Raw genomic sequence first — 20,006 nt, 5'->3', positions numbered from 1 at the left:
CCGCGTTTCGCCGCCGGATCGCGCTCGCTCCGAACCCGCCGGAGGGTAAAGCCGACGTTGAACGGCCGGTCCGGGGACCTTGGCTCGTCATAACAATACCGCTCTCGTGCGGTGGTTCCGACGACCGACATGAACCGACCGAGGATCTTCGCGTGCGCCTGCGTGCTGTTTCTGGTCGCGACCGTCGCCGCTTCGGCCGGAGCGGTCGCCGCGGACGGGAGCGCGACCGGCGACCCCGTCGACGTCCGGTTACAGGACGACGACGCCGACGACGACGACAACGGCACCGACGGAGACGACGGGCCAGATCAGGATGAAGAGACCGACCAAGACGACGAGGAGGAAACCGAGGATGACGACGACGAGCAGGAGGAGAACGAGTCCGACGACGGTATCCTCGGAGAGGCGGAAACGGGAGCCGAGACGACCGAGAGCGACGGGGACGAGGGGGCAGATCAGGAGGCAGAGTCCGGCGAAGACGACGATCAGGACTCGATAGTCATCGACGAAAGCGATGAAGACGACAACGGGACCAACGAGACGACGACTACGGCGAACGACACCGAATCGTCCGACGACGAGCAGGTCGTCATTACCGGCGGGAGCGAAGGAGACGACGAGGGAGACCTCCAGACGGAGCAAGAAGCGGAAACGGACGGGAACGAGGATTCGATCGTCCTACAGGACAACGAGAGCGACGGAGGGGATTCGAACAGCACCAACGCGACCGTGAATGAAACCGGGAACGGAACTGAACAGATCATCGTCACGGGCGACGGGAACGAGCAGAGCGACACCGGGTCCGATGCCGATCGTCGAGAGACCCAGGGCGGACAGGAAACGACGTCCGCGGCCGGCACAGATACGGAGATCGGGGACGAAACCGACACCGAGACGCGAACCGACGACGGGACGACCGCCGCGAGCGCGTCCGAAACGGCGACCAACGCGACGGACGGCGACGGGAGCGCGACGGTCGGCGTCACCGAGGTGACGGCGAACCGGACCAACGTCACGAGCGGCGACCCGGTCGCGATCCGAGCGACGGTCGTGAACGATGACGACAGTACGAACGACGTCTCGGTCACCCTCCGCCTGTTCGGGGAGCGGGTGGCGACCGAGGACGTGACCCTCGACCCCGGCGAGCGTCGGACCGTCGAGTTCGTGCGGTCGATAGAGGCGTCCGGGATCTACGACGCCACGGTCAACGGCCAGACCGTCACGATCCGCGTGGAGGACGATGGGAGCGAGTCCGGCGATGAGCAGACGAGCGGGGGCGAACTCGATGGCTTCGGCGCGGCTCCGGCCCTCGCTGCGGTCGCAGCCTCGCTCGCTCTCGCCGCGCGGCGGCGGTAACGAGGGCGAAGGCTACAAGCCCCGCGCGCACCCACGACCCGGTATGAAGGTACTCGGCGTCGTCGGACCCTCCGACAGCGGGAAGACCACGCTGGTCGAGCGGCTGACGGAGCGGCTGGCGAGCGACGCGACGGTCGCGACGGTCAAGCACCTCACCCACGAGCCCGACGTGGACGCGGAGGGGAAGGACACGGCGCGCCACCGCGCCGCCGGCGCGGCGAGCACGTACGGGATCACGGACGAGGGCGACTGGTTCGCCACGGGCGACGCGCGGTCGCTCGGCGAGACGCTCGACGAGCTTGCGCCCGACCACGACTACGCCGTCGTCGAGGGGTTCAGCCGCGCCGACCTCCCGCAGGTCGTCCTCGGCGGCCGGGAGCACCGCGGGCCGACGCTGGCGACCGGCGACACTGCGGGCGACGTGGACCTCGACGAGGTCGTGGAGGCGCTCCGGGACGTCGACCCGCACGTGACCCTGTCGTCGCTCGTCGCGAGGGCGAAGCGCTCGCCGGATGCCGAGAAGGCCGGCGCCGTCGCGACGTTCACCGGGCGGGTGCGCGCGAAGGACCACGACGACGACGAGCCGACCGAGCTACTGGAGTTCGAGAAGTACGAGGGCGTCGCGGAGGACCGTCTCGACGCGCTGCGTGCCGAACTGGAGGAGCGCGAGGGAGTGTACGAGGTGCTGCTGCACCACCGGACCGGCGTGATCGAGTACGGCGAGGACATCGTCTTCGTCGTCGTGCTCGCGGGCCACCGAAAGGAGGCGTTCCGCACCGTCGAGGACGGCATCGACCGGCTCAAGGAGGAGGTCCCGATCTTCAAGAAGGAAGTGACGGTCGAGGACGAGTTCTGGGTTCACGAGCGCTGATCGGCACTCCTATTGGAATCCTAATTATATCTATATTATGTATTGTTCCGGGGGAGTGTACAGCGTTAGATCGCTCTATAAAACGTCTGGCGCGTTTTGAAGGAGCCGTGAAACGTTCGTCCCGGGGAGTGAAACGTGGTAAAAACCGCCGCATCGGGCTAAAAGTGCTCAAAAAAGGCCGAAGCATCCTTCCTTTATAACATATCCCCGGTGTTACGGAAGAGCGAGGCGACAACAGATGAGCGCAACTACGCAGCCCTCCAACGACGACCGCTCGACCGAAAGCAAAGAGGACCGTCTCAAGCGATTCCTCCGGCGGAAAGCCAAGGACGGCGAGCTGTACTTCAAGAGCAAGTTCATCGCGGACGAGGTCGGGCTCTCCCCCAAGGAGATCGGGGCCCTCATGGTGAAGCTGAGCGACTCCGCGACCGACCTCGAGGTCGAGAAGTGGTCGTACACGAGCGCGACGACGTGGCGCGTCGAACCGGCGTAATCCCCGCTTACGCCCGCCCGCACGGTCCCGCCGTCAGTGGGTTTATGGCGCTACGCGCCGTATAACCGCCAATGGCGGAGATCGACGACCCGGAACCCGGTCCCCCCGTCGATTCGTTTGCTGCTTCCTTTCGGGTCTACGAAGTCCGTACCGACGGCGAGCGCGTGCTGTACTTCGGCGATCCACTGGTCCCCCCGGACACGCTGTTAGAGCGCGTCTGGCCCCAGTTTCGCGACGACGGCTACGAGGTGCAACTGGCCCAGCAGACCGGCGAGTACGTCCTCGTGGCCGAACCCGTCTCCGAGGGCATCGACGGGATCCCCTGGACCAACGTCGTCCTCGCGTTCGCCACCGTCTGCTCGACGCTGTTCGTCGGGACGATGTGGTACGGGCTCGACCCGATGGCCGACCCGTGGACGATCCTGCACGCCTGGCCGTTCACGGCCGCCGTGATGGGCGTCCTCGGCGTTCACGAACTCGGCCACTACGTCATGAGCCGCTACCACGGCGTCGACGCCTCGCTCCCGTACTTCCTGCCGCTCCCGAACCTCATCGGGACGATGGGCGCGGTGATCAAGATACGCGGCCAGATGCCGGACCGGAAGGCGCTGTTCGACATCGGCGCGGCGGGGCCGCTCGCGGGGCTGGTGGCGACCGTCGTCGTGACGACCGTCGGCCTCTACCTCGACCCCGTGAGCGTCCCGGAGGGGGCGCTCCCGTTCGAACTGGGCTATCCGCCCATGCTGCAGTTGCTCGCAGCGCTCACCGGGCAGCCGCTGTCGTTCCCGGCCGGGCAGTCGATAAACCCCGTCGTCGTCGGCGGGTGGGTCGGGATGTTCGTCACGTTCCTGAACCTGCTCCCCGTCGGACAGCTAGACGGCGGCCACATCGTCCGCGCGATCGCCGGCGAGCGCCAGGAGACCGTCGCCGCGCTCGTGCCCGCCGTGCTGTTCGGCATGGCCGGCTACCTCCACTACGTCCAGAACGTCGACGGGAACGCCACCTTCCTGTGGGTGTTCTGGGGGCTGTTCTCGTCGGCCATCGCCTTCGCCGGGCCGGCCAAGCCCGTGCGGGACGAGTCGCTCGACGCCCGTCGGACGGCGCTTGGCGTGCTCACCTTCGTGCTCGGCGCGCTCTGTTTCACCCCGGTCCCGATCGTCTTCCCCTAGTCGCCGTGGGTGAACCCGCGGTCGGGCATCGGGTCGCCGTCCAGCGTCACGCTCTCGTCGGTGACGGTGCCGACCGGGGTGACCGGGACGTGCGCGGCGTCCCGAACCGCGTCCAGTTTCTCGTCCGGGACGGTGAACACCAGTTCGAAGTCCTCACCGAAGAAGAGTCCGAGTTCGCGGCGCTCCTCGCCGTCCGCCGCGACGTCGTCGACCGCGCCGTCGATCGGGACCGCCGCTCCCTCGACTGCGAACCCGCAGTCGCTCGCCTCCGCGAGCTGGTGAACCGAGCGGGCGAGGCCGTCGCTGGAGTCCATCATCGCCGTCGCGTGCGGCGCTGCGGCGCGGCCGGCGGCGACGCGCGGTTCGAACCGGAACAGCTCGTTCGCCCGCTCTCTGTCGCCGCGCCGGAACAGCCGCAGCGCCGCGCCGCTCCGCCCGAGCGTGCCGGTGACGCAGAGCCGGTCGCCCGGCCGCGCGCCGCTCCGGCGGACCGGGTCGGTCGTCTCGCCGAGCGCGGTCGTGGCGACGGTGAACTCGTCGTGCTCGTCCAGGTCGCCGCCGACGTACTCGGCACCGACCGCCTCGCAGACGTCCGACGCGCCGTCGACGAACGCCTCCAGTTCCTCCCGGTCGAACGCCGGAGCCGCGTAGGCGGCGACGGCTGCCGCTGCGTCCGCGCCCATCGCCGCGACGTCCGACAGCGACGCGCCGACGGACCGCCAGCCGGCGGTGTACCGCGTCGTCCCGTCGGGGAAGTCCGTCCGCTCGTGGAGCATGTCCGTCGTCAGCACGCGGTCGCCGACGACGGCCGCGTCGTCGCCGGCCCCCTCGACGGAGCCGCCGAGCAGCGTCAGCGCCGTCCGTTCGTCCATACCTCCTTCATTCCGGTGACGGCCGAAAAACCGTCCGGTGTGCGCGCGGGGGAGACGGCCGGCGCTCCGGCCGAGTCGGTGGCTTCAACTCCCTCACCGTCGCAGTGGTGTGCATGGTCGACGGGAGCACCCGAGCGAAGGTCGTCGGTTTTCTGGGCGCGCTCGCCATCCTGGCGGGCCTGTTCTGGGTCGCCGGCGTGGAGGACATCCTCGCCGCCCTGGGGCGCGCCCGGCCGGATATCGTCGCGCTCGTCGTCGTCGCGGCGCTCGGGTGGCTCCTCGCGTGGGGGCTCGCGCTCCGGACCGTTCTCGGGGGCCTCGGCATCCCGCTGTCGGTCCCCCGGTCGTTTCTCGTCTGGACGGGCGCGATGTTCTCGAACAACGTGACGCCGTTCGGGCAGGCCGGCGGCGAGCCGTTCACCGCGCTGCTGATCTCGCGGGCGACCGACAGCGAGTACGAGACGTCGCTGGCGGCCATTGCGAGCGTCGACGCGCTGAACTTCGTTCCCTCCATCGGGTTCGCCCTGCTCGGGGTCGCCTACATGGCGACGGAGGTGACGTTCAGCGCCCGCCTGGAGTACGCCGCGGCCTCCGTCGGCGCGCTCGCGGTCGCCCTGCCGGTCGTCGCGTACCTCGGCTGGGAGCACCGCTACCGCGTCGAGCGCGGGGCCGTCCGCGTCGTGACGCCGTTCGTCCGGTGGATAACGAAGCTGATCCCGCGGAAGTCGCCGCCGACCGCAGCGGACCTGGAGCGTCGCATCGAGGGCTTCTTCGGCACCATCGAGCGCGTCGGGTCCGACCGCCGGACGCTCGCGTTCGCGCTCGGATTCTCGGCGCTCGGGTGGTTCGCCCAGATGTGCGCGCTGTGGCTCTCGCTGTACGCGCTCGGCTTCACAGTGTCGTTCGGGGCGGTGATGGTAGCCGTCCCTCTGGGGAGCGTCGCCGGCGTCACCCCCCTGCCCGGCGGCCTCGGCGGCGTGGAGGCGGTGCTCGCCGCCCTCCTCGTTCCGACGACCGGTATCGGCCTGTCGACGGCCAGCGCCGCCGTCGTCATCCACCGCGCGTCGACGTACTGGCTCTCGACGGTCCTCGGCGCGGGCGCGGCGTCGGCGTTCGGCGCGATGGGCGCGCGATAATACGATGGTCTTAAATGCGGCGCGGGGGAAAGCACGTCCATGACAACGCTGTACGACGTGCCGGCGGACGCGCTCATCGAGGCGCTCGCCGACGAGCTCGAGGATCGAGTCGAGGAACCCGAGTGGGGTCAGTTCGCCAAGACCGGCGTGAGCCGCGAACTCCCGCCCGAGCAGGAGGACTTCTACGCGACCCGCGCCGCGAGCCTCCTGCGCAAGGTGGCGACCGACGGCCCGGTCGGCATCGAGCGCCTCGCGACCGAGTACGGCGGCTCGAAGTCCGGTTCGAACCGCTACCAGGTCTCCCCCGCAAAGCGCACCGACGGGAGCCGCAACGTCATCCGCACCATCCTGCAGGACCTCGAGGAGGAGGACCTCGTCGAGACCGCGGACGGCGAGGGCCGCCGCATCACCGCCGAGGGCCGCAGCCTGCTCGACGACACCGCCGGCGAAGTGCTCGAGGGCCTCGACCGCCCCGAGCTCGAACGGTACGCGTAACCCGACGGTACTTTCATATTATCGGTCGCTGAAACTATCCCCATGAGCGACGGCCCCGCGATTCACGCCGAGTCCCTCTCCAAGCGCTTCGACGACACCCTCGCCGTCGACGACCTCTCCCTGTCGATCGAGCCGGGAACGGTCTACGGCTTCCTCGGTCCGAACGGCGCCGGGAAGACGACGACGATGCGCATCCTGACGACGCTGACGCGTCCCACGTCGGGGACCGCCCGCGTCGCCGGCCACGACGTCCGCGACCGCGACGCCGTCACGCCGCACATCGGCTACCTGCCGGAGGAGCCGCCGCTGTACGACGAGCTCACCGGCCGCGAGCAACTGGAGTACGTCGCGGGCCTCCGCGACATCCCCGGCGACGAGGCCCGCCGGCGGATCGACGCCCTGCTGGAGCGATTCGACCTGACCGACGACGCGGACAAGCGCATCAGCGCCTACTCGAAGGGGATGCGGCAGAAGGCCGGCGTCATTCAGGCGGTCCTCCACCGGCCGGACGTGGCGTTTCTCGACGAGCCGACCAGCGGGCTCGACCCGCGGGCCGCCCGCACCATGCGGGACACGATCGCCGACCTCGCCGAGCGCGAGATGACCGTCTTCCTCTCGACGCACATCCTCCCGGTGGTCGACGAGCTCGCGGACACCGTCGGCGTGCTCCACGAGGGGCGCCTCGTCGCCGAGGGCGCGCCCGAGGACCTCAAACGGAAGGCCGAGACCGGCGAGAGCCGGAGTCTGGAGGACGCCTTTCTCGAAGTGACCGACGACGAGGCGATGGCCGAGCCGCGCTCCTGAGCGGCCGCGGCGACGGGACCGTCAGGCGGCGGAGATGGCGTCAGTCGTGCGGATGGCAGCGCGCGAGCGCCTCGTGGACGGCGTCCTTCCGGCCGAGGAAGGTGATGTGGTCGCCGTGCTGGAGCGTGAAGTCGGCGTCCGGGACGTGGTTGTCCCCGCCCCGGCCGACGAGCGCGATGAGGACGCCGTTGGGAAGCTCCCCGTCGAGTTCCTCGATCGTCGTGCCGACGAGGTCCTCGGCGGTCACCTCGATCTCCTGGACGTCGCCGGTCCGACCCAGTTCCGTCATCCAGTTCGACAGCGCGGGCCGCTCGATGACGTTGTCCATGGCCCACGCCGTCGCCATCGAGGCGGAGATGGTGCGCACGCCCAGGTCCTCGAAGGCGTCGACGTTGTCCGGGTTGTTCGCGCGAGCGATCACGGTTTCGACGTCGAACTTCGAGCTCGCGAGCTGTGCGACGAGCAGGTTGGCGTCGTCGTCCCCGGTGGCGGCGGCGACGATCTTGGCGTTGTCGGCGCCCGCCGAGCGCAGCACCTCGGTGTCGGTGCCGTCGCCCTTGTGGACGGTGAAGCCGTCGTTGCGGGCGCGTTCGACGATCGATTCGTCGTTCTCGATGAGGACGACGTTCTCTCCGCGGTCTTCGAGGCGTTCGGCGAGCGATCGGCCCACCTTTCCGCCTCCGACGATGAGTACACGCATTGGAATCACGTCTAAGTATTCGGCTATCTGTCGGGCGAGGCCCGCCTCGAACACGACGGTCGTGAGGATGACGAGGAACACGGTGCCGACGAGGATGCCCGCCTGCTCCGCGTTGCCCTGGCTCTGCAACTGGATCGCAAACAGCGTGGCGACCGAGGCCGGGATGATGCCCCGCGGCCCGACGAAGCTGACGAACAGCTTCTCGCCGCGCGTGAACCGGTCGCCCGTCGTCGAGAGGAACACGAGAAACGGGCGCAGGACGAGCGCGACGAAGAGGACGACGACGACGCCGCCGACGCCGAGCGCGATGAGGTCGTCGAACCGCAGCAGCGCCGCGAGGGCGATGAAGACGAACGAGAGGACGATGAGCGTCACGTCGCCCTTGAACTCCTCGATGTCGTCCTCGTACGGGATGTCGACGTTGCCGAGGACGAGGCCCGCGGTGGCGACCGCGGCAACGCCGGCCTCGGCCAGCAAGTAGTCGGCGGCGCCGTAGGCGACGACCGCGCCCGCCAGCGTGAGCAGGCGGGCGTTGCGCGGCGCGTTCCCCGGCGAGAGGTCGACGTAGCGGAGCACGTACCAGATCACCGCCGCGACGATGATGCCGACGAGGAGGCCGATGCCGAGCCGCGACGCGAACTCGGGCGCCGCGGAGGACGGGTTGGCGTGGCCCGGGCGCATCGTCTCGAAGATGACGACCGCGGCGATGGCCGCGGTGACGTCGTTGACGATCCCCTCGGTCTCCATCGCGGCGGCGACCCGGTCCCGGACGGGGACGACGTTCAGGATCGGCGTGATCACCGTCGGCCCAGTGGCGACGAGCAGGGCGCCGACCAGCAGCGCGGTCCCCCACGTCGCCCCCGAGATGGCGAACTTCACCGCCGCCGCGGTGCCGAGGAAGGCGATCACGGCCCCGATCGTGACGAGGCGGAACGCCGCGGAGGGGGCCTCCTTCAGCTTCTCGACCTTGAGGTGAAACGCGCCCTCGAAGACGATGATGGCGACGGCGAGCCCGACGATAGTCGAGAGCGCGCCGCCGAACAGACCGCTGGTGACGAGGCCGAGCACCTCCGGGCCGAGCACGATCCCGCCGGTGATGAGAAAGAGGACGCTCGGCACCCTGTATCGGTCGGCGAGTATCTGGGCGATGACGCCGACGGCGACGATGACGGCCACCGTCGGAAGGAGGACGCTGCTGCTCACGGCTGTCCCCTCCCTCCGCGAAGACGATGATCCGACCGAAGCCCGACAGTCGTGCGCTGGGTACCCGCCATCAAGAGGGTCAACGGAACCGTCGTTGAAAACCGCTTCCTTCCTGTTCGCGCTACTCCGCGGGCTCTGGGGTCGGATCCGCGGCCGCGTCGTCGCCGTAGATGTCCGCGACCTCGTCGTCGTACCGGTCGAGGATGTTCCGGCGCTTCTTCTTCATCGACGGCGTGAGCAGGTCGTTCTCCTCGGTGAACTCCTCGGTGACCAGTCGGAACTCCTTGATCTGCTCGTGGGGTTCGAACCGCTCGTTGACCGCCCCGACCTCGCGCTCGATGACCTCGCGGACGCGCTCGTGGTCGCACATCGCCTGGGGGTCCGACGGGACGTCGACGCCCTCGGCCTCCGCGGCGGCCCGGAGCGTCTCGAAGTCGGGGACGACGAGCGCGCCGATGAACTTCCGGCCGTCGCCGAGCACCATCACCTGCTGGATCACGTCGCTGGCGGCGAACGCGTCCTCGATGGGGGCCGGCGCGACGTTTTTCCCCGTCGACAGCACGAGGATCTGCTTCGCTCGCTCCCGGAAGACGAGGTAGTCGTCCGGTCGCTTCTGGACGATGTCGCCCGTCCGGAACCACCGGCCGTCCTCGTCCTCGTAGAACGCTTCCTCGGTTTCTTCGGGCTTGTTCCAGTATCCCTCCGTCACGTTCGGCCCCTTCACGAGCAGTTCGCCGACGTCGCCGAGCGTGTCGTCGAACTGCCCCTCCGGGACGATCGACTTGTCGATCTTCACGTCGACGCCGGGAAGCGTCGGGCCGATGGTGCCGATCTTCGGCTCCTCGGACGGGTTCGAGGAGACGACCGGGGCGGCCTCCGTGAGTCCGTACCCCTCGTAGATGGGCAGCCCCATGCCGTGATACAGCGTACAGAGTTCCTCCGACAGCGTGCCGCCGCCGCTGGAGAGGTACTCCACGTTGCCGCCCAGCGCCTCCTTGACGTCGCTGAACACGAGCTTGTCCGCCAGCCACATCTTCGTGCGCAGGCCGTAGCCCGGTTTGTCCGCCCGGTAGTACGCCCGGCTCACGTCGGTCGCCCACTCGAACACCCGCTTCTTGAAATCCGACTCGCTTGCCTCCTCCCGGATCGCGTCGTAGATCTTCTCGTACACCCGCGGCACGCTCGTCGCGGAGGTCGGTTTGATGGTCTGGAAGTCCTCCTTGAGGGTGTCGGGGCTCTCCGCGTACGCGACGCAGGCGCCGCCGGCGAACTGGAGGAAGTGACCGGTCGTCCGCTCGAAGATGTGCGCCAGCGGCAGGTACGACACCGTCTGGGTCTCCTCGTCGATGACGGCCGTGTCGGACCCCTTGTCCGGGCGCGGGCCGTAGCGCTTGCGCAGCTGGTTGACGTTCGCCCGGACGTTGCGGTGGGTGAGCTTCACGCCCTTCGGCTGGCCCGTCGTCCCGCTCGTGTACACCAGACTCGCCAGGTCCTCGACGTCCCGGTCGTCGATCCACGACTCGTACTCCGCCTCGTCGAAGCGCTTCGCCCCCTGCTCGTACACGTCGGCGAGCGTGTACACGCCCTCCATCTCGGCGTGCTCGTCGTCGATCTCGTCAAGTACGATGATGAACCGCAGGTCGAGGAACTCCGAGACGGAGAGGACGCGCTCCAGCAGCGTCTGGTTCTCGACGACGACGCCGGTCGCGCCCGGGTCGTCGAGCAGGTACCGTACCTGCTCGGGGGACGAGCTCTTGTACACCGTCGTCACGACGCCCCCGGCCGCGAGCAGGGCGAAGTCGCACTGCGCCCACTCCATCCGCGTGTTCGCGAACAGGCCGACGCGGTCGCCGTCCCGCACGCCGAGCGCGCGGAACCCGGCCGCGAGGTTCCGGACGATCCCCCGCATCTCGTCGTAGGTGAGCGACGCGTACTCGCCGTCCGGCGCCGGGTCGACCGCGGTCCCGACCAGCGACCGGTCGTAGATGCCGCCCTTGTACCGCTGCGCCGGTCGCGACTCGTGTCTCGCCGCCGCGTCCTCGAACATCCGCGGCAGCGTCGTCATCTCGATCACCGCGTCGTCGTACGCCCGTTCAGCATCCCGCCATGACATGTTGTCGCATAAGAATATACCATAATTTATAAATCATATTTAGGTTTCTCGACATGAACCCGCGGGAGCGGGCGCGGACGGGGTCAGTCCGCGTATATCGCCTCGACCTCGTCGCCGAACCGGTCGAGGATGTTCCGGCGCTTCTTCTTCATCGTCGGCGTGAGCAGGCCGTTTTCCTCGGTGAACTCCTCCGGAACGAGCCGGAACTGCTTGATCCGCTCGTGGGGTTCGAACCGCTCGTTGACCCGGTCGACCTCCGCCTGCACGAACTCGCGGACGCGGTCGTCCCGGCAGAGCGCGGCGCGGTCGTCGGGCAGGTCGACCCCCTCCTCGTCGGCCCACTGTCGCACCGTCTCGACGTTCGGCACGAGGAGGGCGCTGACGAACTTCTCGCCGTCGCCCATCACCATGCACTGCTCGACGACCTGGCTCGACGCGAAGGCGTCTTCGATGGGCGCGGGTGCGACGTTCTTCCCCGTCGACAGCACGAGCAGTTGCTTGGCGCGCTCCTTGAACACGATGTACTCGTCGTCGCGGTACTCGACCACGTCGCCGGTGCGGAACCAGCGGCCGTCATCGCCGCCGGCGTCTCCGCCCGCCTCGCCGTCGGCCGCCGCGGCGGACTCGCCGTCCGCGAACGCCGCCTCGGTCTCCTCGGGCCTGTTCCAGTACCCCTCGGTGACGTTCGGCCCGCGAACGAGCAGTTCGCCGACCCGCCCGTCGGCCTCGTCGAACTGCCCCTCCGGGACGACCGACTCGTCGATCCGGACCTCGACGCCGTGGACCGGTGGCCCGATGGTACCGACCTTCGGCTCGTCCGGCGGGTTGACGGCCAGCACGGGGGAGGTCTCGGTGAGGCCGTACCCCTCGTAGATGGGCAGCCCCATGCCGTGGTACAGGGCACAGAGGTCCGGCGAGAGGCTCCCGCCGCCGCTGATGAGGAACTCGACGTTGCCCCCCAGCGCGTCCTTCACCTTGCCGAAGACGAGCTTGTCCGCGAGGGCCTTCTTCGCCCGGAGGGCGATGCCGGGGGAATCGGCCCGCTGGTACTCGCGGCCGACCTCCGTGGCCCACTCGAAGATCCGCTGTTTCGCGTCGGACTCGCTGGCCTGCTCGCGGATGGCGTCGTAGATCTTCTCGTACACCCGCGGCACGCTCGTCGCGGCGGTCGGCCCGACGGCCTGGAAGTCCTCCTGCAGCGTGTCGGGGCTCTCCGCGTACGCGATGCAGGCCCCGCTGGCGAACTGCAGGAAGTGGCCGGCCGTGCGCTCGAACACGTGCGCGAGCGGTAGGAACGACACCGTCTTCGTCTCCTCGTCGATGGCCGGCCCGCCCTTACGGTCGGGGCGCGGCGCGTAGCGCCTGCGGATCTGGTTGACGTTCGACCGGAAGTTGCGGTGTGTGAGCTTCACGCCCTTCGGCTGGCCCGTCGTCCCGGAGGTGTAGATCAGGCTCGCGAGGTCGTCGACGTCGCGCTCGTCGAGCCACGACTCGTACTCGTCCGGGTCGAACGCCGTCGCGCCGCGCTCGTGGACCTCCGCGAGGCCGTACACGTCCTCCCGGTCGCTGTCCACGTCGTCCATCGTCACGACGAACTCCAGGTCGAGGTCGTCCTCGACGGCGAGCACCCTGTCGAGTTGCTCCTCCCCCTCCACGACGACGGCGGTCGCGTCAGGGTCGTCGAGCAGGTACCGCACCTGCGACTCGGAGGAGCCCTTGTACACCGTCGTCACGGCCGCGCCGGCCGCGAGCAGGGCGAAGTCGCACTGCGCCCACTCCATCCGCGTGTCGGCGTAGAGGCCGACGCGGTCGCCGGCGGCGACGCCGAGGTCGCGAAAGCCCGCGGCCAGATTGCGCACGATCTCGCGGACGTCGGCGTACGACAGCGCGCGGAACTCGCCGTCCGGCGCGGCCTGCACGACCGTCCCGGCGAGCGACCGGTCGTACACGCCGCCCTTGTACTGCTGGGCGGGACGGTGCTCGTTGCGCGCCGCCGCGTCCTCGAACATCCGCGGCAGCGTCGTCATCTCGATGACTTCGTCAGTGTAGTTCGCTTCGGCCTCCCGCCAGGTCATGTCGTGTGATTCGCCCCCACGGCGTTATAAAAGATAATGAACTACCGGCCCGTGGTTCGCGGGTTTAGTCGCGGCCGGCGCGCGACCGCGCCCGACGAGTCCTCGTTCCGGACGGCGAGTGCTCGCCTCGCGTATCAATCAGCGAAGTGGCCCTTGGCGCAAACGGTTTCCGCCGAGCCGTCGGGAGAGGGGGTGTATCGCGCGCACGAACGCGACTCCGAGAGAGAACACATGGCGACTCACCGCAGTACGACGCGACCAGCATCGACACGCGCGACCGATTCCGACGACGAGGACGACGAACGGGAGAACGACGAGGGCGGACCGATCCGGACGGCCGTCGAAGTGCCGGACCAGACCTACGGCGTACGGACGACCGCCGTCCGAGTCGACCGGGCGACCTACGAGGAGGACTTCGTGGTCGTGGTACACGACGCCGAGATGAACGTCGTCGGGGCGAGCGACCGGGTACCGGGCGGCGAGACGTTCGCGGGGGCGGTCGAACTCGACGACCCGATCGACGCGTCCCAGAACGTGACCGTGATGATCCACCGCGCCACCGACGAGGGATTCGGGGAGTTCGTCACCGTCGAGAACGTCGTCCTGCTGGACGACGCGACCGTGGAACTCGACGACTCCGGCCGCTCCGGGGAGGGGAACGATGACGGGCGACGACTACCGCGTCGGCCGACGGGAGGTCCTCGAAGTGGCCGGCGGCGCGCTCGCGACGACCGCCGTCGGGGGGACGGCGACCGGTAACCGAGGAGCGGCAGCGGGCGATAGCGAGGCGAACCGCGGGGGTTCCGACGGCTCGATCACGTTCGCGCAGTTCAACGTCCTCGAACTGACCGCGGAGAAGGCGCAGAGCGAGGACAGCGAGCAGCTGCAGGCCGCCGCAGAGGTCGTCCAGTCCGCGCCGGAACCCGACGTGTTGCTGATCAACGAACTGGACAACAACTTCCAGTCGGGGCGGCAGACGGAGGTTCACAACGCCGCGGCGTTCCTGGAGAACTACCTGAACGTGCCCCAGCGCGACGATCTGGAGGGCGTGGACTTCGACCACTTCTACGCGCCGGACAGCAACACCGGCGTCCCGAGCGGCGTCGACGTGACGAAGGACGGCCACGTCCTCGAACCCGGGAGCAGGGACTACGGCAACGACGCCTTCGGCTTCGGCGAGTACCCGGGGCAGTACGCGATGGCCATCTACAGCAAGCACCCGATCGACGCCGGCCGGATCCGCACGCTTCGGGAGTTCCGCTGGGGGGACATGCCCGAGAACAGGGCGCCCACGGAGGACAAGTACGACTCCGGCGTCTACCTCACCGACGCGGAGCTGGAGCGGTTCCGGCTGTCCTCGAAGACCCACGCCGACGTGCCGATCTGGATCGACGGCGAACTCGTCCACGCGGTCATCGCGCACCCGACGCCGCCGGCGTTCGACGGGGACGAGAACCTCAACGGGCGGCGCAACTACGCGGAGGTACGGCTCGTCGGCGACTACGTCCGCGGCGCGGAGTACGTGTACGACGACCGCGGGAACGAGGGCGGCCTCACCGAGGACGAGCCGTTCGTCGTGATGGGCGACATGAACGCCGAACCCGGCGGCGAGGACAACTACGACACCGCGGGCGAGAACCTGATCGAGAACCCGCGAATCCAGTCTGACCCGCTCCCCGAGAGCGAGGGGGCCGCCGAGGTGGTCGGCAACCCCAACGCCACGGCGGAGTTCGAGAAACAGGCCGACTACGTGCTCCCATCGACGGAGTTCGAGATCGTCGACTCCGCCGCCGTCTGGCCCGCCGAGGGCGAACCGCTCCGCCCGGTCGTCGAGACCGCGTCCGACCACCGGATGGTGTGGGTCGAGGCCGAGTTCGCGTCGGACTGACCCCGCGCCGTCCGCTTATTCGCGCCGGTCGAGGTAGCGGAGCACGCCGCGGACGTTCATCGCCGTCTCGCCGCGGGCCTTCCGCTCGCCCCAGACGTCCTCCATCTCGTTCTCCGCGACGAAGTGGTCGATCACCGCGTCGTCGTCCCCGAGTTCGTCGCGCACGCGCTCGACGGCGCGCACCCAGTCGGTCAGCACGTCCGTGTACTCCGCGAGCACGCCGTCGGCCGCCTTCGGGCCGAAATGAGGGAACAGCAGCGTCTCCCGGTCCATGTCGACGAGCATCTCGGCGTCCGCGAGCGCCCCCTCCAGGTCGAACTGCGGCGGCGGCGTCGTCTCCTTGATCCGGTCTATCGACGGCACCCAGATCCCCGCCGCGTCGGCGGTGAAGACGGCGTCGTTCGCCGGGTCCTCGAAGACGACCTGGTGGGGGGCGTGGCCCGGCGCGTGGTGGGCGATCAGCTCGTGGTCGCCGAGGTCGATCGCGTCGCCGTCGGTGAGTTCAGTCACCCGCTCCGCCGGGACGGGTTCGGGCTCCGCGTAGAACTCGATCTGGTCGCCGACCGCGCCCTTGGTCCCCTCCCACAGCCGCGAGGGGTCGATCAGGTGGCGCGCGCCGGACTCGTGGACGTACACCTCGGCGTTCGGGCACGCCTCGGCGAGGTAGCCCGCGCCGCCGGCGTGGTCGAGGTGGACGTGGGTCACCGCGATCGCTTCCAGGTCCTCGGGGGCGACCCCTGCCTCGTCCAGGGCGTCGAGGACGTACTCATAGTTCGTACCGATCCCCGTGTCGACGATAGCGGGCCGTTCCGCGTCGAGGACGTACACCGCACCGTACTCTCCCGTGTCGTACATCCCCGTGTCGACGTAGTACAGGTCGGTACAGTCGCCCGCCGTCACCGTCCAAACGTCTCCCGGTTCCATGTGCCATAGCCCGCCCCGGCGCGAGAAAAAACCTCGTGCCCCGGCGACGCTCGGAGTCAGTCTCGCCGGCACCGGAGGCCGAGCCCCCCGAGCAGCCCGGCGGCGGCCGCGAGGAGGCCGAAGCCGGGCTGGCCGCCGCCGTCGCTGTCGCCGCCGCCGTCTTCGGTGGTGATCGTCGTCGTGGTCGGCGCGGCGGTCGTCGTCTCAGTGGCGGTCGTCTCGGTAGCCGTCTCGGTCGTCGTCTCCTCGGTCGTCTCGGTCGTCGTCTCCGCCTCGCCGAACGCGATGTCCCCGTCCATCGTGCTCGGGTGGAGGCCGCAGCGGTACCCCGACAGGTCCGCCGTCGCGGTGAACGTCACCGAGCGCGTCTCCCCTTCCTCGCCCACCGTCTCGGTCTCCGCGACCCGCTCGCCGCCATCCGTTCGGACGAGGAAGTTGTGGCTGACGCCGTCGACGTTCTCCCAGACGACCTCGTACTCCTCGCCCTCGGTCAGCCGGAGCGTCGGGTTCCGCTCCCCGGCGATCGACTCCGGCGCGACGCCCTCCCAGCCGTTCACGTGGCTCTCGAGGCGGAACGTCTCCTGCTGGGTCGACGCGGTGGCGGCGTCGGCGTCGGTCCCGCTGGTCGCGCTCGCCGCGCCGGCGATCGTCGGTATCGCGACTGCGGCGGCGGAGGCGGCGAGGAACCGACGGCGCGTGGCGGGAGAGCGGTCGGACATACCCGCCCTTGGTCGTGTCGGGACATAAACAACGGGGCGGTCGTGCACGGCGCGCGATCGACCCCCACAGTTCCGATACGGTTTTGCCGCGGCATCCAGAACGGGCGGACAGGAATGCTCGACCGGACCTACCTGCGCGAGAACCCCGACGAGGTGCGGGACGCCGTCGCGAAGAAGGGCGTCGACGGCGTCGACGTCGACGAGATCCTCGCGCTCGACGAGGAGTGGCGCGACCTGAAAGCCCGCGGCGACGACCTGCGACACGAGCGCAACGAGGTCTCCTCGACCATCGGCCAGTTGAAACAGGAGGGGAACGAGGAGGAGGCCCAGGAGGCCATCGAGCGCTCGCAGGAGCTCAAAGCCGAACTCGAAGAGGTCGAGGAGCGGGCCGACGAGCTGGAGGCGGAGCTCGAACGCGAACTGCTCCGCCTGCCGAACGTCCCCCACGAGAGCGTCCCCGTCGGCGAGGACGAGAGCGACAACGTCGAGCGCTACCGCGAGGGGTTCGACGACCTGCGGGACCTCCCGGACGACGTGGTCCCCCACTACGACCTCGGCGAGGAGATGGACGTCCTCGACTTCGAGCGCGGCGCGAAGGTCAGCGGCGGCGGCTACCAGTTCGTCAAGGGCGACGGCGCGCGGCTGGAACACGCGCTGATCCAGTTCATGCTCGACGTCCACCGCGAGCAGGAGTACGTCGACGTGCTGCCGCCGATCCCGGTCAACAGCGCGTCGATGGAGGGCACCGGCCAACTGCCGAAGTTCGCCGAGGACGCCTACCGCGTCGGCGCGCGCCAGGAGGACGACTACGACGAGGACGACCTCTGGCTGCTACCGACCGCGGAGGTGCCCGTCACCAACATGTACCGCGACGAGATCCTGCTGGACGACGACCTCCCGGTCAAGCACCAGGCGTTCTCGCCGAACTTCCGGCGCGAGGCCGGCGAGCACGGCACCGAGACGCGGGGCTACGTCCGCGTCCACCAGTTCCACAAGGTGGAACTCGTCAACTTCGTCCGCCCGGAGGAGAGCTACGACCGACTCGAAGGGCTACTCGACGAGGCCGAGGAGGTGCTGCGGCGCCTCGAACTCCCCTACCGCGTGCTGGACATGTGCACCGGCGACATGGGCTTCACGCAGGCCAAGAAGTACGACATCGAGGTGTGGGCGCCCGGCGACGACATGGAGGACGGCCCCGAGGAGGGCGGGCGCTGGCTCGAGGTCTCCAGCGTCTCGAACTTCGAGGACTTCCAGGCCCGCCGCGCCGGCCTGCGCTACCGGCCGGAGCGCCACGAGAGCGCGGAGTACCTCCACACGCTGAACGGGTCGGGCGTCGCCGTCCCGCGCGTGATGGTCGCCATCCTGGAGTACTACCAGAACGAGGACGGCACCGTCACCGTCCCCGAGGCGCTCCGCCCGTACATGGGCGGCCAGGAGGTCATCGAGGGCCACGACCCCGTCGGCGAGAGCGCCCTCGGCGCGGGCGAGCGCGAGTAGGAGCCGACCCGCGTCCCTCTTCGCGATCTCCGTTCCGGACGGTCGAACCACCCCACGTGAACGGTGTGAATCCGACTAAACCGGGCGAAAGCGGGCCGAATCCGAGGCCACTATCTGACCGATTCAAGACACTTCCCGCCTACTGTCGAGACACGATGAACAGACAGATCGGCTTCGCGCTGTTCGGTGCAGCGGTACTGCTCGTCGGACTGGCCGGAACCGCCGCGGCGCAGCCGGGCGACGGTCCGCCGGACGACCTGCCGAGCCCGGTCCCCGACTTCGTGACGGACCTGCTCGGCGCTATCGGCGACTTCCTCGGCGGCGCGGTCGACGTCCTCGGCGACGTGCTGCGGACGATCACCCCCGGCGGCGGTGGCGGCGCGGCCGCCGGCGGACCGGGCGAATAGGCCGCTCAGAGAACCCCGTTTCCGGACTCACTGCGTGAACGTCTCTAGCCGCTCGATTCTCCCGTCCACGGTCAGTTCATGCACGTCGACGAACGGGAACAGCATGTCGCCGTCCGCGTCGAGCAGGCGACCCCGGACGGCCACCTCTTCGCGCTCGTCCCCGACGAACACGGCGTCGAGTTCGTGGGTCGTGTCGGTCATGGGGCGATCGTCGCGCATGAACGCGACGAACGCCTCGCGCCCCTCGAAGGCCCGGTCCGGGCGGCGCTGGACGAACTCGGGGACCAGTAGCTCGTCGAACTCGTCGTACGCGCCCTCGTCGAGCGCCGCGTAGTACGCGCGCACCGTCGCCTCGGGGTCGCTCATGCGCCACGGTGGGAGGGCCTGCGCCGAAAAGGCGTCGGTCAACCGCCGGCCAGCGCGTACAGGTCGGGAACGCCGTCGCCTTCGGCCTCGGACAGCGCCGCCGCGGCGTCGTCGCGGTACTCGTCGCCCCACTCCGGCAGGTCCCGGTCGTAGTGGTCGGCGGACTTGGCGTACCACTGCGCGGCGCGGCGGTACCGCTCGGCGACGGTTCGCGCCGACTCGGCGGTATCGGCGACCGCCGGGGATCCGAACCGCCCCGCGGCGTCGAAGGCCCGCACCGACGACCGGAAGTAGCCGAGGGCCTCCTCGAACCCGCCGGCCGCGGTCGACCAGTCCCCGGCCTCGTAGGCGGTCCGCGCCGTCTCGAACTCGGAGCGCCCGTACCGGAAGTGGTCGCGGGCGGTCCGGTAGCGCTCGACGGCCGTCCCGTCGTCCTGCACGGCCTCGACGGCGTCGCGGATCGCCTCCAGGTCCGGGAGTTCGACCGGGGAATCGGCGACCCAGGAGTACTGCACCGTCAGGGACGCGTCGAGGACGAACACCGAGCGACGGGGCCGGCGGGGATGGCCCCGGAACTCCTCGTGGAGGACGCCGTACTGCTCCGCGACGTCGCCGACGCTGTCGGAGAGAAGCGGATAGCCGAGGCCGTACTCCTCCGCGAACGCGCGGTGGCTGTACACGCTGTCGCCGGAGATGCCGAGCAGCGTCACCTGGCGGTCGAGCGCGATCAGGTCGAAATCCCGGAGCGCGCACAGTTCGTCGGTGCAGGTCGGACTGAAGTCGGCCGGGTAGAACACGAGGACGACGATCGACTCGCCCGCGTAGTCCTCCAGCGCGAACTCGCCGACCTCGCCGTCCGCTACGCCAGGTAACTGAAACGGCGGGGCATCCGCTCCGGCGTCGAGCATGCCCGCCACG

Annotated in this window: 19 protein-coding genes; 11 read left to right on the top strand and 8 right to left on the bottom strand. The window is 69.3% G+C overall.

The annotated features are described in order from the left end of the window. Window positions 1–129: 129 nt before the first annotated feature. The 4 genes from D8670_RS05370 to D8670_RS05355 all read left to right on the top strand — a co-directional run bounded on the left by D8670_RS05370 (window position 130) and on the right by D8670_RS05355 (window position 3,889). Window positions 130–1,356, top strand: a complete 1,227-nt coding sequence (locus D8670_RS05370; RefSeq protein ID WP_162994199.1) for a hypothetical protein — start codon at window positions 130–132, stop codon at window positions 1,354–1,356. A gap of 43 nt (window positions 1,357–1,399) precedes the next feature. Further along, on the top strand, window positions 1,400–2,227 hold the full coding sequence (locus D8670_RS05365; protein WP_121817045.1) for a molybdopterin synthase: 828 nt from the start codon (window positions 1,400–1,402) through the stop codon (window positions 2,225–2,227). Window positions 2,228–2,465: 238 nt separating this feature from the next. Continuing rightward, window positions 2,466–2,720: a DUF7123 family protein gene (locus D8670_RS05360; protein WP_121817044.1), complete on the top strand. Its 255-nt coding sequence runs from the start codon at window positions 2,466–2,468 to the stop codon at window positions 2,718–2,720. 71 nt (window positions 2,721–2,791) lie between these two features. Beyond that, window positions 2,792–3,889 carry a site-2 protease family protein gene (locus tag D8670_RS05355; protein WP_121817043.1) on the top strand — a complete coding sequence of 366 codons (1,098 nt, stop codon included), beginning with the start codon at window positions 2,792–2,794 and terminating at the stop codon, window positions 3,887–3,889. On the opposite strand, the gene thiL is transcribed toward D8670_RS05355, so the two are convergent. Then, entirely contained in the window at window positions 3,886–4,761 is an 876-nt protein-coding gene (gene thiL / locus D8670_RS05350; protein WP_121817042.1) for a thiamine-phosphate kinase, read from the bottom strand. The genes D8670_RS05355 and thiL overlap by 4 nt on opposite strands. 113 nt (window positions 4,762–4,874) lie before the next feature. On the opposite strand from thiL, the gene D8670_RS05345 reads away from it, so the two are divergent. Genes D8670_RS05345 through D8670_RS05335 form a run of 3 tightly spaced genes read left to right on the top strand, consistent with a single transcriptional unit; the run spans window position 4,875 to window position 7,196 of the window. Next, window positions 4,875–5,897: a flippase-like domain-containing protein gene (locus tag D8670_RS05345; protein ID WP_121817041.1), complete on the top strand. Its 1,023-nt coding sequence runs from the start codon at window positions 4,875–4,877 to the stop codon at window positions 5,895–5,897. Between the two features lie 39 nt (window positions 5,898–5,936). Beyond that, window positions 5,937–6,392: a 30S ribosomal protein S19e gene (locus tag D8670_RS05340; RefSeq protein WP_121817040.1), complete on the top strand. Its 456-nt coding sequence runs from the start codon at window positions 5,937–5,939 to the stop codon at window positions 6,390–6,392. A gap of 42 nt (window positions 6,393–6,434) precedes the next feature. Beyond that, window positions 6,435–7,196, top strand: a complete 762-nt coding sequence (locus D8670_RS05335) for an ABC transporter ATP-binding protein (protein WP_193569268.1) — start codon at window positions 6,435–6,437, stop codon at window positions 7,194–7,196. Between the two features lie 40 nt (window positions 7,197–7,236). Here the strand turns inward: D8670_RS05335 and D8670_RS05330 are convergent, their stop codons facing one another. From D8670_RS05330 to D8670_RS05320, 3 genes are all read right to left on the bottom strand, one after another. After that, a complete protein-coding gene (locus D8670_RS05330) occupies window positions 7,237–9,099 on the bottom strand; it encodes a cation:proton antiporter domain-containing protein (RefSeq protein ID WP_121817038.1) in 1,863 nt (620 codons plus the stop codon). 121 nt (window positions 9,100–9,220) lie between these two features. Then, window positions 9,221–11,212 (bottom strand): AMP-dependent synthetase/ligase, encoded by a 1,992-nt coding sequence (locus tag D8670_RS05325; RefSeq protein ID WP_121817037.1) that lies wholly within the window; start codon window positions 11,210–11,212, stop codon window positions 9,221–9,223. 83 nt (window positions 11,213–11,295) lie between these two features. Further along, on the bottom strand, window positions 11,296–13,287 hold the full coding sequence (locus D8670_RS05320) for an AMP-dependent synthetase/ligase (RefSeq protein WP_121817036.1): 1,992 nt from the start codon (window positions 13,285–13,287) through the stop codon (window positions 11,296–11,298). A gap of 231 nt (window positions 13,288–13,518) precedes the next feature. Here D8670_RS05320 and D8670_RS05315 point away from each other — a divergent pair, with 231 nt between their 5' ends. After that, complete coding sequence (locus D8670_RS05315) at window positions 13,519–14,046, top strand: DUF7282 domain-containing protein (RefSeq protein ID WP_162994198.1); 528 nt, start codon at window positions 13,519–13,521, stop codon at window positions 14,044–14,046. Then, window positions 13,949–15,175, top strand: a complete 1,227-nt coding sequence (locus tag D8670_RS05310; protein WP_121817034.1) for an endonuclease/exonuclease/phosphatase family protein — start codon at window positions 13,949–13,951, stop codon at window positions 15,173–15,175. Before D8670_RS05315 ends, D8670_RS05310 begins: the two co-directional genes overlap by 98 nt. A 15-nt stretch (window positions 15,176–15,190) precedes the next feature. On the opposite strand, the gene D8670_RS05305 is transcribed toward D8670_RS05310, so the two are convergent. Together D8670_RS05305 and D8670_RS05300 are read right to left on the bottom strand one after the other, a co-directional pair. Further along, window positions 15,191–16,099 (bottom strand): MBL fold metallo-hydrolase, encoded by a 909-nt coding sequence (locus D8670_RS05305; RefSeq protein WP_121817033.1) that lies wholly within the window; start codon window positions 16,097–16,099, stop codon window positions 15,191–15,193. A 56-nt stretch (window positions 16,100–16,155) separates the two neighbouring features. Continuing rightward, window positions 16,156–16,818 (bottom strand): cupredoxin domain-containing protein, encoded by a 663-nt coding sequence (locus D8670_RS05300; RefSeq protein WP_121817032.1) that lies wholly within the window; start codon window positions 16,816–16,818, stop codon window positions 16,156–16,158. 114 nt (window positions 16,819–16,932) lie between these two features. Here D8670_RS05300 and serS point away from each other — a divergent pair, with 114 nt between their 5' ends. Together serS and D8670_RS05290 are read left to right on the top strand one after the other, a co-directional pair. Continuing rightward, window positions 16,933–18,315, top strand: coding sequence for a serine--tRNA ligase (serS, locus tag D8670_RS05295; RefSeq protein ID WP_121817031.1), 1,383 nt, complete (start codon window positions 16,933–16,935; stop codon window positions 18,313–18,315). 155 nt (window positions 18,316–18,470) lie between these two features. Then, window positions 18,471–18,722 (top strand): hypothetical protein, encoded by a 252-nt coding sequence (locus D8670_RS05290; protein ID WP_121817030.1) that lies wholly within the window; start codon window positions 18,471–18,473, stop codon window positions 18,720–18,722. Between the two features lie 27 nt (window positions 18,723–18,749). Here D8670_RS05290 and D8670_RS05285 read toward each other — a convergent pair whose 3' ends face one another. Further along, entirely contained in the window at window positions 18,750–19,088 is a 339-nt protein-coding gene (locus D8670_RS05285; RefSeq protein WP_121817029.1) for a nuclear transport factor 2 family protein, read from the bottom strand. Window positions 19,089–19,126: 38 nt separating this feature from the next. Beyond that, the gene (locus D8670_RS05280; protein WP_121817028.1) at window positions 19,127–19,996 is read right to left on the bottom strand and encodes a redoxin domain-containing protein; all 870 of its coding nucleotides are present in this window, start codon (window positions 19,994–19,996) and stop codon (window positions 19,127–19,129) included. Between the last annotated feature and the right edge of the window lie 10 nt (window positions 19,997–20,006).

The organism is Halostella limicola (genome assembly GCF_003675875.1).
Lineage (GTDB): Archaea > Halobacteriota > Halobacteria > Halobacteriales > Natronoarchaeaceae > Halostella > Halostella limicola.
The sequence above is the reverse complement of the archived record's forward strand: the minus strand, read 5'-3'. Positions and strand labels throughout refer to the sequence as shown.